At 67.9% G+C, this 14,269-nt stretch carries 13 protein-coding genes and 1 riboswitch; of the genes, 7 read left to right on the forward strand and 6 right to left on the reverse strand.

The window, feature by feature from the left end; translation table 11 throughout:
• The first annotated feature begins 12 nt into the window (after positions 1-12).
• Entirely contained in the window at positions 13-1,032 is a 1,020-nt protein-coding gene (locus QZH66_RS09435; RefSeq protein WP_305805686.1) for a glycosyltransferase family 2 protein, read from the forward strand.
• Positions 992-1,420 (forward strand): CBS domain-containing protein, encoded by a 429-nt coding sequence (locus QZH66_RS09440; RefSeq protein ID WP_305805687.1) that lies wholly within the window; start codon positions 992-994, stop codon positions 1,418-1,420. The genes QZH66_RS09435 and QZH66_RS09440 overlap by 41 nt, the downstream gene beginning before the upstream one ends.
• A gap of 30 nt (positions 1,421-1,450) precedes the next feature.
• Here QZH66_RS09440 and QZH66_RS09445 read toward each other — a convergent pair whose 3' ends face one another.
• From QZH66_RS09445 to QZH66_RS09460, 4 genes are all read right to left on the reverse strand, one after another.
• Positions 1,451-3,343: an AsmA family protein gene (locus tag QZH66_RS09445; RefSeq protein ID WP_305805700.1), complete on the reverse strand. Its 1,893-nt coding sequence runs from the start codon at positions 3,341-3,343 to the stop codon at positions 1,451-1,453.
• Between the two features lie 193 nt (positions 3,344-3,536).
• Positions 3,537-4,169 carry a hemolysin III family protein gene (locus QZH66_RS09450; protein WP_305805688.1) on the reverse strand — a complete coding sequence of 211 codons (633 nt, stop codon included), beginning with the start codon at positions 4,167-4,169 and terminating at the stop codon, positions 3,537-3,539.
• An 86-nt stretch (positions 4,170-4,255) separates the two neighbouring features.
• Positions 4,256-5,860 (reverse strand): peptide chain release factor 3, encoded by a 1,605-nt coding sequence (locus QZH66_RS09455; RefSeq protein WP_305805689.1) that lies wholly within the window; start codon positions 5,858-5,860, stop codon positions 4,256-4,258.
• A gap of 74 nt (positions 5,861-5,934) precedes the next feature.
• Complete coding sequence (locus QZH66_RS09460; protein ID WP_305805690.1) at positions 5,935-6,819, reverse strand: M23 family metallopeptidase; 885 nt, start codon at positions 6,817-6,819, stop codon at positions 5,935-5,937.
• Positions 6,820-6,936: 117 nt separating this feature from the next.
• Positions 6,937-7,059, forward strand: a riboswitch (SAM riboswitch).
• Positions 7,060-7,128: 69 nt separating this feature from the next.
• Between QZH66_RS09460 and QZH66_RS09465 the strand changes: the two genes are divergently transcribed.
• From QZH66_RS09465 to rarD, 4 genes are all read left to right on the forward strand, one after another.
• Complete coding sequence (locus QZH66_RS09465) at positions 7,129-8,148, forward strand: homoserine O-succinyltransferase (protein WP_305805691.1); 1,020 nt, start codon at positions 7,129-7,131, stop codon at positions 8,146-8,148.
• Positions 8,145-9,377: an O-succinylhomoserine (thiol)-lyase gene (locus QZH66_RS09470; RefSeq protein WP_305805692.1), complete on the forward strand. Its 1,233-nt coding sequence runs from the start codon at positions 8,145-8,147 to the stop codon at positions 9,375-9,377. Before QZH66_RS09465 ends, QZH66_RS09470 begins: the two co-directional genes overlap by 4 nt.
• Positions 9,374-10,444 carry a homoserine dehydrogenase gene (locus tag QZH66_RS09475; RefSeq protein ID WP_305805693.1) on the forward strand — a complete coding sequence of 357 codons (1,071 nt, stop codon included), beginning with the start codon at positions 9,374-9,376 and terminating at the stop codon, positions 10,442-10,444. Before QZH66_RS09470 ends, QZH66_RS09475 begins: the two co-directional genes overlap by 4 nt.
• 145 nt (positions 10,445-10,589) lie before the next feature.
• Positions 10,590-11,468 (forward strand): EamA family transporter RarD, encoded by an 879-nt coding sequence (rarD, locus tag QZH66_RS09480; protein ID WP_305805694.1) that lies wholly within the window; start codon positions 10,590-10,592, stop codon positions 11,466-11,468.
• A 75-nt stretch (positions 11,469-11,543) separates the two neighbouring features.
• On the opposite strand, the gene QZH66_RS09485 is transcribed toward rarD, so the two are convergent.
• A complete protein-coding gene (locus tag QZH66_RS09485) occupies positions 11,544-12,380 on the reverse strand; it encodes a hypothetical protein (RefSeq protein ID WP_305805695.1) in 837 nt (278 codons plus the stop codon).
• 118 nt (positions 12,381-12,498) lie between these two features.
• Positions 12,499-13,881: an L-serine ammonia-lyase gene (locus QZH66_RS09490; protein WP_305805696.1), complete on the reverse strand. Its 1,383-nt coding sequence runs from the start codon at positions 13,879-13,881 to the stop codon at positions 12,499-12,501.
• Positions 13,882-13,983: 102 nt separating this feature from the next.
• Here QZH66_RS09490 and QZH66_RS09495 point away from each other — a divergent pair, with 102 nt between their 5' ends.
• Positions 13,984-14,223 (forward strand): glutaredoxin family protein, encoded by a 240-nt coding sequence (locus QZH66_RS09495; RefSeq protein ID WP_305805697.1) that lies wholly within the window; start codon positions 13,984-13,986, stop codon positions 14,221-14,223.
• Positions 14,224-14,269: the final 46 nt, after the last annotated feature.

The following is a 14,269-nucleotide window of genomic DNA, read 5'->3' on the forward strand; positions in this document are numbered from 1 at the left end:
TAGAATCGCGCCATGAATACGGATCGCCTGACAGTTGTTGTTGCCGCCCACAACGAAGCCGATGCATTGCCGCTGCTGCATCCGCGCATCAGTGGCGAATTGCAGCGCCTGCCGGAGCTGGACGGCCGCATCCTCTACGTGGACGACGGCAGCACCGATGCCACCTGGCAGGTGATGCGGCAACTGGCCGCCAGCGATCCGCGTACCGGGCTGCTGAGGTTGTCGCGCAATTTTGGCAAGGAGGCCGCGCTGACGGCCGGGCTGGATTTCGTCGATGGCGGCGCGGTGCTGATCCTCGATGCCGACGGGCAGGACCCGCCGGAACTGATCGCGCAGTTTGTGGCGCTGTGGCGCGAAGGATATGACGACGTATACGGCACCCGCCTGGCCCGTGACGGGGAGGGCTGGCTCAAGCGGGCAACCGCCTCGGTGTTCTATCGGCTGATCGGGCGCCTGTCGAAGACGCCCATCCCTGCCGACACCGGCGACTTCCGGTTGTTGTCCGCGCGCGCCCTGACGGCGCTGAAACAGTTGCGCGAACGCCAGCGGTTCATGAAGGGGCTGTTTGGCTGGGTCGGCTTCCGCCGGGTGGCGTTGCCTTATCGGCGCGGGCCGCGGGTGGCCGGGCGCAGCAAGTTCGGCTTCTGGAAACTGTGGAATCTGGCGCTGGAGGGCATCACCAGCTTTTCCACCGCACCGCTGCGGGTGGCGACCTATCTGGGACTGCTGACGGCCGCCTCCGCGTTCGGGTTCGCCGTGGTGGTGGTGGCCAAGGCCACCCTGTACGGGGACCGGGTGGCCGGTTGGCCGACGATGATGGCGGTGATCCTGTTCCTGGGCGGTGTCCAGCTGATCGCGCTGGGACTGATCGGCGAGTATCTGGGCCGGCTGTATATGGAGGCCAAGCAGCGGCCGCTGTATCTGGTTGACAGCTGGCAGGCGCCGGACGTGGCAGTATCGACGGCACGCACAGCTACCCCGGGAGACCCGTATGCAAACCGTCCGGCAGTTGCTCAGGAGCAAATCCCCTGAGGTTTACGCGGTATCCCCGGATGCCGCCGTGGTCGATGCCATCCGCCTGATGGCTGAAAAAGGCGTTGGCGCAGTGCTGGTGATGGACGGGCCGCGGCTGGCCGGGATCCTGTCCGAGCGCGATTACGCGCGCAAGATCGTCCTGCACAACCGCTCGTCGGCCAACACGCCGGTGCGCGACATCATGACCACCCAGCTGATCACGGTGACGCCGGGCGAAGCCGTCGAGCGCTGCCTGCAACTGGTGACCGACAAGCGCATCCGCCATTTGCCGGTGATGGAAAACGAGCAGGTGGTCGGGGTGATCTCGATCGGCGACCTGGTCAAGGCGGTGATCGAATACCAGCGCGAACAGCTGGACCAGCTGCAGCACTACATCGCCGGTTGACCGTGGCCGGTTGAGTGCGACCGGCCGCTATCAACGCGCGTATTTGCCGCCGCAATTGCTGTCTTTGCCGGGGCCGGTCTCCAGCGTGGCCAGCAACGCGGCCGGCGGGGTGATGCTGGCCAGCGTCAGCGCGATCGCCCCGCGCAACCCCAGCGCCTTGAAGTCGGGCCGGAACGAAGGATCCTTGAAGCTGCCGCCCACGCGCAGCGGCGAGCGCAACGCCAGGATGCTGATGTCCTTCGGGCGCGGCTTGAGCAGCAGGTCCAGCGATTCCTGCTTCAGGCTGATGTTGCCTTCGCCGACGATCAGGGTGTCGCTGGTATCGAAGGCCAAAGCGCGCGATTGCATCAAGCCATCCTTCACGCTGAAGTCGGCAAAGGCGCAGCGCAGCGGGATCTGCTGATCGCCCATGACGAGGAATTTCAGCGATTCGGCGATGTCCAGCCCGGCCAGTTCCATCACCAGGTTGCCGATATGGCCGCGGCCCATGCCGATGGCGACATCGCCATCGGAACTGCCCAGCATCGCCGCGATCGAATTGCCGTGGCCGCTCAGGTTGACCTGGCCGCTGATGCCGCCAGAGGCCTGCTCGGCCAGCTTGGCATCCGGAAACAACTTGCCCAGCTGCAGTTTGCGGATCGTGGCCTGCAGCTGGGTGGAGATGGTCTGCGTGCGCGCGTCCATGTGGATGGTGCTGCGGATGTCGCCCCCAGCGACGCCGAAGTTCAGCGGTTGCAGCCGCAGCAGGCCGTTGTCGAGTTTGAGGTGGGCGTCCATGTCGTCCAGCGGCAGTTTCGGTGAATCGATGCGGTGCGCCTTCCAGCGCACATCGGCATCCATCGCGCGCAACTTGCCGAGGTCGTATGGCGTGTCCGGCAGGATCCTGGCGCGCGCCGCCAGGGCCGCAGCCCGGGCTTTCTGCTCCGCATTGGCCATTTCGCCGGCGCCGGTTTTGGGTGGGGCGCCGATGAAACCGGCCAGATCGTCGAAGTCCAGGCGCTTGGAGACCAGGTCGGCTTTGAGCAGCGGGCGCGCGCCATTGACGTCGACCTGGGCGGTGCCGTGCAGGTCGCTGTCGCCGGCAGTGCCGTTGAAGTCCTCGTAGCGCCAGATTCCATTGTTGCGCTTCAGGCGCCCCTTCAGCCGATAGGGCGGGGTGGATGGAATCGCCAGCCCGATCAGCGGGTACAGGTCCTCCATGTCCTGGCCGCTGAGCGTCAGCTCCAGATCGAAGATGCGCAGCTGGAACGGATTGGTCAGCGTGCCGCTGGCGATGGCGTGGGTATTGCCCGCGCGGCCATCCAGCTGGATGCGGAACGGATGATCGCTGTTGGTCAGTTCCAGCGGCGACTCGGTATCGCCCTTGAGCGAGAACGGGTTGCCCTTCCAGCGCCCGTCACCGCTGATCAGCAGCGGTGGGGCACTGTCTCCGCTGCGCGCCTTGCCGCTGTTGAGCGAGACCCGCACGTCGGTCTTGCCGGCCGTATCCACGAACCGCAGGTGGCCGTCTTCGACCAGCAGTCGCTGCAGCACGGGAGGATTGCCATCGCTGGGGCCGAGGAAATCCCAGTTGCCGGGTGTGTTCTTGTCGGGCCCGCTCTCCAGCAGCAGGTCGGGGCGGGTCAGGCGGATTTCGGGAATGCGCACTTGGCCGCGAAGCAGGGGCCAGAACCGCAGGTCGATCTCGACCCGCTCGGCGGTCGCCATGTGGGGCTGCCTGGCCCATTTCGCATTGGCGAAGGTCAGCCCATCGCCGCGCACCGTGGTGACCCGGCCCAGATCCACATCCAGATCGCCATTGATCTGGAATTCGCGGCCGGTGCGGGCCTCGACGGCGCGTTCGACCGGGCCCTTGAACCAGTTCCAGTCCCACAGGGCGATCAACACCAGCAGCGCCGCGATCAAGCAGGCCAGCACCGCCAGCCAGCGTTGTCCGCGTTTCCCGGGGCGCTGCCAGCGCCAGCGCGACGGCGGCGGGGAGGGGGGCGGAGGAGTGGCGGACGTGGAGGCATTCACGTCGTTGATGGTCGCGTGCCGGTCGTGCAGGCAACGCGAAGTAGTGGCATGGGGCGCTGGCTGGCGGCGCCAGTACCCGTGGTCGTGCCTGGAGAGTCGCTCAGAGGATCTGCGCCGACACCGAGACGAAGTGGCAGACACTGCCGCCAATCACGAACATGTGCCAGATCGCGTGCGAATAAGGCACCGATTCACGGTGATAGAACCAGGTGCCCAGCGTGTACGACACGCCGCCGGCCAGCAGCCAGCCCAGCGTCCAGGTATCGAGCGAGTGCAGCATCGGCTTGATCGCCACCACCACCATCCAGCCCATGGCGATATAGATCAGGGTCGACAGCAGCTTGAAACGGCCGGTGTAGAACAGCTTGAAGACCACCCCGAACAGCGCCAGCGACCAGATCGCGGCAAACAGGCCCCAGCCCCACGGACCGCGCAGCCCGATCAGGGTGAACGGGGTGTAGGTGCCGGCGATCAGCAGGTAGATCGCGCAGTGGTCGAACACTTTCAGCCGGCCCTTGGCGACCGGATGCTGGATCGCGTGGTACAGCGTGGAGGCGGTGTACAGCAGCAACAGCGCCACACCGAAGACGATGGCGCTGGTCAGTTGCCAGGCGTCGCCGTAGATGCTGGCCAAGGTGATGAGGACGGCGCTTCCCGCCAGTGCGGCCACCGCACCCAGGCCGTGGGTGAGGGCGCTGGCGATTTCTTCACGGATCGAAACGGCAGAGGTCATGGCAACGGAGGGCTGTGCGGGGGAGGGGGAACCCGCTCCCCCTTATCATCGCCGCGTTGGCCCATGCGTGCACGTACGGTCTGGCTCTAGCCTGCGGAAACAGTGTGTGCCGCTTCACGGGTTGCGGCAAAACGCACGTCCGGGGCGCGCTCCTGCGCCAGCTGCAGGTTGACCCGGGTCGGGGCCAGATAGACCAGCTGGCCGGCGGCGTCGATGCTGAGGTTGCCGGCGTTCTTCTCGCGGAATTCCTCCAGCTTCTTCTCGTTGCCGCAGTGCACCCAGCGCGCGGTGATCACCCCGACCGGCTCGAAAATCGCCTCCACGCCGTACTCGTCCTTCAGCCGGTAGGCGGCCACATCGAACTGCAGCACGCCGACCGCGCCCAGGATCAGGTCGTTGCTCATCAGCGGGCGGAAGAACTGGGTGGCGCCTTCCTCGGACAGCTGCGCCAGGCCCTTGTGCAGCTGCTTGAGCTTGAGCGGGTCCTTCAGCCGGGCGCGGCGGAACAGTTCCGGGGCGAAGTTGGGAATGCCGGTGAAGGTCACCGCCTCGCCTTCGGTGAAGGTGTCGCCGATGGAGATGGTGCCGTGGTTGTGGATGCCGATCACATCGCCCGGCCACGCCTCGGCGGCGATCTCGCGGTCGGAGGCCATGAAGGTCAGCGCATTGGCCAGCTTCATTTCCTTGCCGGAGCGCACGTGGAAGGTCTTCATGCCGGCGGTGAACTTGCCCGAGCACACGCGCATGAACGCCACCCGGTCGCGGTGCTGCGGGTCCATGTTGGCCTGGATCTTGAACACGAAGCCGGTGAGTTTGGGTTCCTGCGGCGCGATCTCGCGGCCGCTGGTGGCACGCGGCTGCGGTGACGGGGCGTGCTTGACGAAGAAGTCCAGCAGCGGCTGCACGCCGAAGTTGTTCACGCCCGAGCCGAAGAACACCGGGGTCTGCCTGCCGGCCAGGTATTCGTCCACGTCGAAGGCATGGCTGGCGCCCTGCACCAGCTCCAGTTCCTCGCGCAGGTCGGCCAGCATGCGCTCGCCGAGTTTTTCGGCCAGCCCGGGCGCGTCCAGCGAGGGGAAAATGGTCGAGTCCTGGCGGGTGAAATTGCGGCCGGGCTCGTACAGGTGCACTTCGCCGGTCAGCAGGTGCACCACGCCCTTCAGGCGCTGGCCCATGCCGATCGGCCAGGTCACCGGGGCGCACTGGATGCCGAGCACGGTTTCCACCTCGTCCAGCAGGTCGATCGGGTCCTTGCCCTCGCGGTCGAGCTTGTTGATGAAGGTCATGATCGGGGTGTCGCGCAGGCGGCACACCTCCATCAGCTTGATGGTGCGTTCCTCCACGCCCTTGGCCACGTCGATCACCATCAGCGCCGAGTCCACCGCGGTGAGCACCCGGTAGGTGTCCTCGCCGAAGTCGGCATGGCCGGGGGTGTCGAGCAGGTTGATGATCCTGCCTTCGTACGGGAACTGCATCACCGAGGACGTGACCGAGATGCCGCGCTCCTTTTCCAGCGCCATCCAGTCGGAGGTGGCGTGCTTGCTGGTCTTGCGCGACTTCACCGAGCCGGCCATCTGGATCGCACCGCCGAACAGCAACAGCTTTTCGGTCAGCGTGGTCTTGCCGGCGTCAGGGTGGGAAATGATGGCGAACGTACGGCGACGTGCGGCTTCGGTGGCGACTTCGGACATGGCGAGCGCGCCCGCACGGGCGCATCGGTGAAAAAGAGCCGCCGATTATAGCGGGCTGCCCGCCGCCGCGTGGCTCACGGCGCCGTGGCGCGGCCGGTGGCCGGTTCATCGCGGGCGAAGTGCAGCTCGCCGCGCGCGCTGAGCATGCGGAACGGGATCGACTCCAGCCGCAGCCCGGTATTGGCCTGGACCGCGAAATGCAGGTGCGGTGCGGTGCTGCGGCCGCTGTTGCCGGACAGGCCGATGCGCTGGCCGGCCGCCACCGTCTGCCCGTTGCCGACCTGCACGCCACCCGGTTGCAGGTGGGCATACACCGCCATGCCGCCGTCCTCGTGCAGGATGCGGATGAAGTTGGCCTGGCCATCGTCGCCATCGCGGACCTGCATCACCGTGCCGGCGCGCGCGGCCAGCACCGGGGTGCCTTCAGGCAGGGCGAAATCGACCGCGTAGCGGTTCTGCTCATCGTCATGGCTCAGGCGGCCGCCATAGCCCTGATCCACGCGGATGCGCCCGGCGGCAAACGGCAGCAGGTAGCGGTGGGGCTGCGGGCGGGCGGCCGGATCGCCGGGCACCGCATCCAGCACCAGCTCGATCGCGTCCCCCGGGTTTTCGGCAGCGGTCTGCAATCGCGCCAGGATCCGGCTGGCGCCCGCCGGCAGCACTGCTTGCAGCGGCAGGGCCGGGGTGGCGATCAGCGGGGAATCCCGCCGTGGCCGCAACTGCACCTGGACCGGACCGGCCAGCAGGTTGTCGGCACGGGCCTGGTACAGCGGTGCGCGGCCTTCCAGGCGCAGCCGGGTCATCGCTGCAGCGGTGTTGTCGCTGCGGGTGCCGGCGGGGGCGGCCGGCGGCGGCATCTGTCCCCACGCCCGCCACTTCGCGCCGGGCGCGGCGGCGAGCGCGGCGGGAAATCCGCCGGCCAGGGCGGCAAGGACAAGTGTCAGCAGGGTGGGGCGCACGCAGAACCCGGGGCGAGGCGAGGAACTGATTATGGGTCACCCGTTTCGCTGGAAACTATTCATCGCTTCATCCGAATGAAGCGATTGACATGCGCGAGGGGCGCTGGCATCGTGGCGTCACCATCGAGACCGGCGGAGGGACAGGCCCTTTGATGCCGGGGCAACCAGCAACAGACGCGCGAGCGGCTGTATCGGGTGCCAAATCCTGCGGGGACCTGCGCGTCCGCCGAAAGATGGTTCGATCTGTGCCTTCGCACGTCGAACGCGAGCTCCGCGAAGCTCGATGGCCGCTCCTTTCCGGATACCGCCATGAATTTCGTGAACGCAACCGTCGCCCCTGACCTTTTTGCCGGCAGCGCAACCGCCACCCGCCTCGCCGTGCGCGGCGACGTGCCGGTGCTGTTGCCGATGCGCCATGCCGGCACCCGCCCGCTGCGGTTGCGCTACGAGCTGGTGGGGCCGGTGGCGGCGCCGGTGGTGCTGCTGGCCGGCGGCATTTCCGCCCATCGCCACGTCGCGGTCAATCCGCAGTTTGCCGAAAAGGGCTGGGCCGACGGGCTGGTGGCGGCCGGGCGCGCGCTGGACCCGGCGCAGCGCCGCATCCTGGCGTTCGATTTCATTGGCGCCGCTGGCGATCTGGATGCGCCGATCGATACCGCCGACCAGGCCGATGCCATCGTCGCCCTGCTCGATGCGCTGCACATCGACCGCCTGCACGGCTTTGTCGGCTATTCCTACGGCGCGCTGGTCGGCCTGCAACTGGCGATCCGCCACCCGCAGCGGCTGGCCAAGCTGATCGCGGTCAGCGGCGCCCATCGTCCGCATCCCTACGCCTCGGCGTGGCGCGCGCTGCAGCGCCGCGCGGTCGCACTGGGTCAATTGCAATGCGCCGAAAGCCACGGCCTGGCCTTGGCCCGCCAGTTCGCGATGCTCAGCTACCGCACCCCGGAGGAGTTCGGCGAACGCTTCGACGCGGCGCCGGAAGTGGTCAACGGCCGCGTGCGGGTGGCGGCCGAGGACTATCTGGACACCGCCGGTGCGCGATACGTGGTCCGCACCCGGGTCACTGCCTACCTGCGCCTGTCCGAGTCCATCGACCTGCACCGCATCGATCCGGCCGCCATCCACGTGCCGACCGTGGTGGTGGCCGTCGAAGGCGACCGCCTGGTGCCGTTGTCCGACCTGGTCACGCTGGTCGAAGGGCTGGGGCCACGCGGCAGCCTGCGCGTGTTGCGCTCGCCCTACGGCCACGACGCCTTCCTCAAGGAAACCGATCGTATCGACGCGATCCTCGCCACCGCCCTTCGCCTGTCCGGAGAAAACGCATGAGCCTGTCCGCCGGTACCCCTTCCTCCTGCAGCCGCCAGACCGCCGCCGTCCGTGCCGGTATCGATCGCGATACCGCCCACGGCGCGGTGACGCCGCCGATCGTGCTGTCGTCGAATTTCAGTTTCGACGGCTTCGGCAACAAGCGCGAATACGACTACACCCGCAGCGGCAATCCGACCCGCGACCTGTTGGGCGAAGCCCTGGCCGAGCTGGAAGGCGGCGCGGGCGGGGTCATCACCTCCACCGGCATGGGCGCGATCAACCTGGTGCTCAATGCGCTGTTGCAGCCCGGCGACAAGCTGGTGGTGCCGCACGACGCCTATGGCGGCAGCTGGCGCCTGTTCAATGCGCTGGCCGGCAAGGGCCATTTCGAGCTGGTCACCGCCGACCTGACCGATCCGCGCTCGCTGGCCGCGGCGCTGGCGCAATCGCCGGCGCTGGTGCTGGTGGAAACCCCGTCCAACCCGCTGCTGCGCATCACCGACCTGCGTTTCGTGATCGAGGCCGCGCACAAGGCCGGCGCCAGGGTGGTGGTCGACAACACCTTCCTGTCGCCGGCGCTGCAGACGCCGATCGGGTTTGGCGCCGACCTGGTGCTGCATTCGACCACCAAGTACATCAATGGCCACAGCGACGTGGTTGGCGGCGCGGTGGTTGCGGCCGATCCCGCGCTGCACCAGCAGCTGAGCTGGTGGGCCAATGCGCTGGGCCTGACCGGCTCGCCGTTCGACGCGTTCCTGACCCTGCGCGGTCTGCGCACGCTGCAGGCGCGCCTGCGCGTGCACGAGGAAAACACCCGGGCCATCGTCGCCCTGCTCAGCAGCAGCGACGCGGTGGCCAGCGTCTATTACCCCGGCCTGCCAGCGCATCCCGGCCATGCGCTGGCGGCGCGGCAGCAGCAGGGCTTCGGCGCGATGCTGTCGTTTGAACTGGTGCCCTGCGCAGGCCCCGACCCGCTGGCGGCGGTGCGCGCCTTTGTCGATGGCCTGCGCTACTTCACCCTGGCCGAATCGCTGGGCGGGGTGGAAAGCCTGATTGCGCATCCGGCGACGATGACGCATGCGGCGATGAGCGCCGGGGCACGCGCCAACGCCGGGATCCGTGATGGCCTGCTGCGGCTGTCGGTCGGCATTGAATCCAGCGCCGACCTGCTGGCCGATCTGAGCGCCGCGCTGGCGCGGGCACAGCGGATGATCGACAGCGGTGTGCGCAAGCAGGTGGATGCATGAGCGCGCTGCCGCGCGGGAACCTCACACCGGCCCCGGCGCGGCTGGTGCTGCTGGGCACCGGCACGGTGGGAACAGCCTTCGTGGCGCGTTACCGCGCGCTGCAACAGCGCCAGCTGGCTTTGCCGCAACTGCATTGGCTGGCCAACTCGCGCATTGCGCTGGCGTGTGCCGATGCCCCCGAGTCGGCGCTGGCACAGGCGCAGAGTGCGGTGGCCGGCGCCGCCGTGGCGGCCGCCTGGTCCGATGCGGACGCCCTGCGCGCCGGCGACGTGCTGGTCGATGCCACCGCCAGCGAGGCGATTGCCGGCGAGCACGCGCACTGGCTGGCGCGTGGTGTGCATGTGGTCACCGCCAACAAGCTCGGCCACGGCACCTGCCTGCAACGCTCGCAGGTGATCGCCCGTACCTGTGCCACCGGCAACGCGCGCTATGGCGATGCCGCCACCGTCGGTGCCGGCCTGCCGCTGCTCAGCAGCATCCGCGCGCTGGTGGCCGGTGGCGACCGCATCCATTCGATCGAAGGGGTGCTGTCCGGCTCGCTGGCGTGGCTGTTCCATCGCTACGACGGCGCCACGCCGTTCTCGCAATGCGTGCGCGAAGCCGTGGCGGCCGGCTATACCGAGCCGGACCCGCGCATCGACCTGTCCGGCGAGGATGTGCGTCGCAAGGTGCTGATCCTGGCGCGCGCGGCCGGGGTGCCGCTGCAGGCGGCGCAGGTGCGGGTGGACTCGCTGGTGCCCGCCGCACTTGCCGCCGCGGCGCTGGAAGCGGTGGACGCCGGGCTGGAGCAGCTTGATGCGGCGCTCGCCGCCCGCTGCCAGCAGGCGCAGGCCCGTGGCCGTCGGCTGTGCTTTGTCGGCCATCTCGATGCCCGCGGCGCCCGCGTCGGATTGCGTGAGCTGCCGTCCGACCATCCGCTGGCCGGCGGCCGCGGTACCGACAACCGGGTCGTCATCCACAGTGACCGCTACTGCACGCAACCGCTGGTGATCCAGGGGCCGGGGGCCGGCGCGCAGGTCACGGCGGCGGCGTTGCTGGACGACGTGTTGCGGATCGCCAGCCGCTGAGATCCGGCCGCAGGCCTATCATGGCGGTGCGCCGCCTGCGCGAAGCGGCGCCCTGACCGCCTCCCGGGCGGGTGCCCGCTGCCGCTGCGCCGGGGGCCGCCACAGGAACGCCTTCGCGCCGGTCGATCAATACAGGTAGTGGTTCGTGTCCAAGGGTGTTGTGGTTTCGCTGGCGGCGTCATTGCTGTTCGGCCTGATGTATTACGCCAGTCCGTGGCTGGCGCCGTTGCAGGGCGAGCAGATCTTCGGCTGGCGGGTGCTGTTTGCGGTGCCGCTGGTTGCGCTGATGCTGCATCTGGACGGTGAGCGCACGCTGATCGTGCGCACCCTGCGGCGTATCCGCAGCGACCGCCGGCTGTGGCTGGCGCTGCCGGTCACCACGGCGATGGTCGGGGTGCAGCTGTGGCTGTTCCTGTGGGCGCCGTTGCACGGGCGCGGGCTGCAGGTGTCGATGGGCTATTTCCTGCTGCCACTGGTGATGGTGCTGGTGGGGCGCGTGTTCTACGGCGAACGCCTGAGCCTGCTGCAGGCGCTGGCGGTGGCCAGTGCGGCAGCGGGCGTTGCCTGGGCCTTGTTGCACAACCACGGGCTGTCCTGGGAAATGCTGCTGGTGGCACTCGGTTACCCGGCCTATTTCCTGTTGCGACGGCACCTGGATATCTCCCACCTGGGCGGCTTCTGGGTGGAGATGGTGTTGCTGCTGCCGGTGGCCTGCTGGGTGGCGATCGGCGATGGCCACGGGCTGGGGCAGATGCTGGCGCAGCGCCCGGCGCTGTATGTGCTGATCCCGCTGCTGGGCGTGGTCAGTGCGGTGGCGCTGATGTGCTACATGCTGGCCGCCAAAATGCTGTCTTTCAGCCTGTTCGGCCTGCTGACCTACGTCGAGCCGGTGCTGCTGATGCTGGCCGCGCTGCTGCTGGGTGAGAGCGTCGGCCAAGGGCAGTGGCCGACCTATATCGCCATCTGGATCGCGGTGGGCTTGCTGGCGCTGGAAGGCGGGGTGCGGCTGCGGTCGCGTGCTTGAGCCGGTGCGAAGGCCGGGCGACCCGCCCCGCTGCCCGCCACTTCGCGGCACGGCCGTCGCGTAGCGCCTGCAGGGCTAACGGCGCGCGGTTTTCGCGGCAAGATAGCGCTGCACCTCGGCACGGCTCATGCGGGTTCCATCCCGCGCGACCACGCTGAAATCCACGCCGTTGGCCCACAGCTGCGGAGCCGTCAGCACGGCAATATCCTCCGCCGCGGTGCGGGACTGCAGATCAAGCAGGTACTGGTTGAAGCCGGCATCGCGCAGCCACGCGTCGTAACTGGAGTCGTGGTCGGTGGCGAACTGGATCTGGTAACGGCACTCCTCGCGCGCAGGCGACGGGAAAGCGTCACATTGGGCGTTCCACTGGTGCAGGCCGATCACGGCATCGGGTTCCATCTGCCGCTGTGCGGCCGCCGCCCAGAGCGCAACGCACATGCTGGCGCAGTGGGAATGCACCCGGACAATGAGGTTGCGTTTGCGGATCATCCGCGCCGCTTCCAGCCCGGCGTTGGCGTAGCCACCGCCACTGGTGATGTCGATGCGCTGCAAGGAAGGGTGGGTCTCCAATAGGGTCTGCAGGCCGGTGGCGAAATTTCTGCCGACGCTGCCTTCGATGCGCAGGACCTCTCCTTGCCCATCCACCGACATGCGGGCGTCATCCACCGTGGCCAGCGTGGTGGATTTTTCCCCGTGGATCACCCGCGCCTGGGGGCTGGAGGGGGCGCCGGGATCTGGTGCGGCGTTGATCCCGTGCGCATCCGCTGTGGCTCCGGAATCGGCGGCCGGCGATTTGCGGTTGCCGATGAACCACGCGCAGAGCAGCAGCACACCCGCCGCAAACAGCAGTCTGGCCAGGCTCAGCCCGCCGCTGCGCGGTGGCGGGCGCGTGGACGGCGGACGTGCGGGCAATGTAGGTGGAGCGGGTGGTTGCCTGCCTGGCTCTTGTCCGGATTGCATCCGTTGTCCTTGACCTGACTGTCCCGGGCGGGATTCTGCAATGGCCGCCGCCGCCATTGCAACGCGGCTGTCAGCACTCGATGACGTTGACCGCCAGGCCGCCGCGGCTGGTTTCCTTGTACTTGTCCTGCATGTCGCGGCCGGTCTCGCGCATGGTCTTGATCACCTTGTCCAGGCTGACCTTGTGCTTGCCATCGCCGCGCATGGCCATGCGCGAGGCGTTGATCGCCTTCACCGCGCCCATCGCGTTGCGTTCGATGCACGGAATCTGCACCAGCCCGCCGATCGGGTCGCAGGTCAGGCCCAGGTTGTGCTCCATGCCGATCTCGGCGGCGTTCTCGATCTGCCACGGCTTGCCGCCGAGTGCGGCCACCAGCCCGCCGGCCGCCATCGAGCAGGCCACGCCGACCTCGCCCTGGCAGCCGACTTCGGCGCCGGAGATCGAGGCGTTCTCCTTGTAGAGGATGCCGATGGCCGCGGCGGTCAGCAGGAAGTCGAAGATGCGCGGTTCGTCGGCGCCCGGGCAGAAGCGGTCGAAGTAGTGCAGCACCGCGGGAATGATGCCGGCCGCGCCATTGGTCGGGGCGGTCACCACGCGGCCACCGGCGGCGTTTTCCTCGTTGACCGCCAGCGCGTAGACATTGACCCAGTCCAGCGTGGTCAGCGGATCGCGCATCGCCGCTTCGGGTTTGGAGGACAGCTCGCGGTACAGCGCCGGCGCGCGTCGCGACACGTTCAGGCCGCCGGGCAGGGTGCCCTCCTGGCGGATGCCGCGGGCCACGCAGTCCTGCATCGCATCCCAGATCTCGCGCAGGTTGGCGCGGATCTCGTCCTCGCTGCGCCAGCACTTCTCGTTCTCGAACATCAGCTGGGCGATGCTCAGGCCGCTGCGGGCGGTCTGCGCCAGCAGCTCGTCGCCACTCCTGAACGGATACGGCAGCGGCGTCACGTCCGCAACGATGCGATCATCGGCGGCATCGTCGGCATTGACCACGAAGCCGCCGCCAACGGAGTAGTAGTCGCGGGTGGCGATGATTCCGTCATTGGCATCGAACGCGGTGAAGCGCATGCCGTTGGTGTGGTACGGCAGCTTCTGGCGCTTGTTCATCGCCAGATCGCGTTTTTCGTCGAACGCGATTTCGTGCTGGCCCATCAGCTGGATCCGCTTGCTGGAGCGGATCCGTTCCAGCGCGGCGGGAATGATGTCCGGGTCGATCAGGTTGGGACGCTGGCCTTCCAGGCCGAGCAGGATCGCCTTGTCGGTGCCGTGGCCACGGCCGGTCAGCGCCAGCGAACCGAACACCTCGGCGCGGATGCGCACGGTGTCCTGCAGAAGGCCCGGATCGAGCAGCCAGCGATGCACAAAGCGTTCGGCTGCACGCATCGGGCCGACGGTGTGGGAGGAACTCGGACCAATGCCGATCTTGAACAGGTCGAATGTGCTGACAGACATGCTTTTATCTGGAAAATGAAGTGCTGAGGCCGACTATTCTATGTCGCTGGCGTCGCCGGCCCTGCCCGCAGCGCAGCATTCGTTCACCGCCGAGACCAACCGATGAGCCTGACGCTCTACCAGCGCGATGATTGCCACCTCTGCGACCTGTCGCTGGAGGTGTTGGCATGTGCCCGCGCGCCGGCGTTCGAAAGCGTATTCATTGATGGCGAGGATGCGCTGGAAGCGCGCTACGGCATCCGCGTACCGGTGTTGCGCAATGCCGCCGGTGGCGAGCTGGATTGGCCGTTTGACGCCGCCGCGGTGCGCCGCTGGCTGGAAGAGGAAGGCGTGACCGGCTAGCTGTGTAAACCCACCACGTTGTTCAGTGGTAACGACAGCCGGCTGA

This window comes from Stenotrophomonas sp. YIM B06876 (assembly GCF_030711595.1).
GTDB lineage: Bacteria > Pseudomonadota > Gammaproteobacteria > Xanthomonadales > Xanthomonadaceae > Stenotrophomonas.

Excerpts from the sequence above, each read along its gene's own strand:
- QZH66_RS09435 (WP_305805686.1), top strand. The coding sequence starts at position 13 with ATGAATACGGATCGCCTGACAGTTGTTGTTGCCGCCCACAACGAAGCC.
- QZH66_RS09440 (WP_305805687.1), top strand. The coding sequence starts at position 992 with ATGCAAACCGTCCGGCAGTTGCTCAGGAGCAAATCCCCTGAGGTTTAC.
- QZH66_RS09450 (WP_305805688.1), bottom strand. The coding sequence starts at position 4,169 with ATGACCTCTGCCGTTTCGATCCGTGAAGAAATCGCCAGCGCCCTCACC.
- QZH66_RS09455 (WP_305805689.1), bottom strand. The coding sequence starts at position 5,860 with ATGTCCGAAGTCGCCACCGAAGCCGCACGTCGCCGTACGTTCGCCATC.
- QZH66_RS09465 (WP_305805691.1), top strand. The coding sequence starts at position 7,129 with ATGAATTTCGTGAACGCAACCGTCGCCCCTGACCTTTTTGCCGGCAGC.
- QZH66_RS09470 (WP_305805692.1), top strand. The coding sequence starts at position 8,145 with ATGAGCCTGTCCGCCGGTACCCCTTCCTCCTGCAGCCGCCAGACCGCC.
- QZH66_RS09475 (WP_305805693.1), top strand. The coding sequence starts at position 9,374 with ATGAGCGCGCTGCCGCGCGGGAACCTCACACCGGCCCCGGCGCGGCTG.
- QZH66_RS09490 (WP_305805696.1), bottom strand. The coding sequence starts at position 13,881 with ATGTCTGTCAGCACATTCGACCTGTTCAAGATCGGCATTGGTCCGAGT.
- QZH66_RS09495 (WP_305805697.1), top strand. The coding sequence starts at position 13,984 with ATGAGCCTGACGCTCTACCAGCGCGATGATTGCCACCTCTGCGACCTG.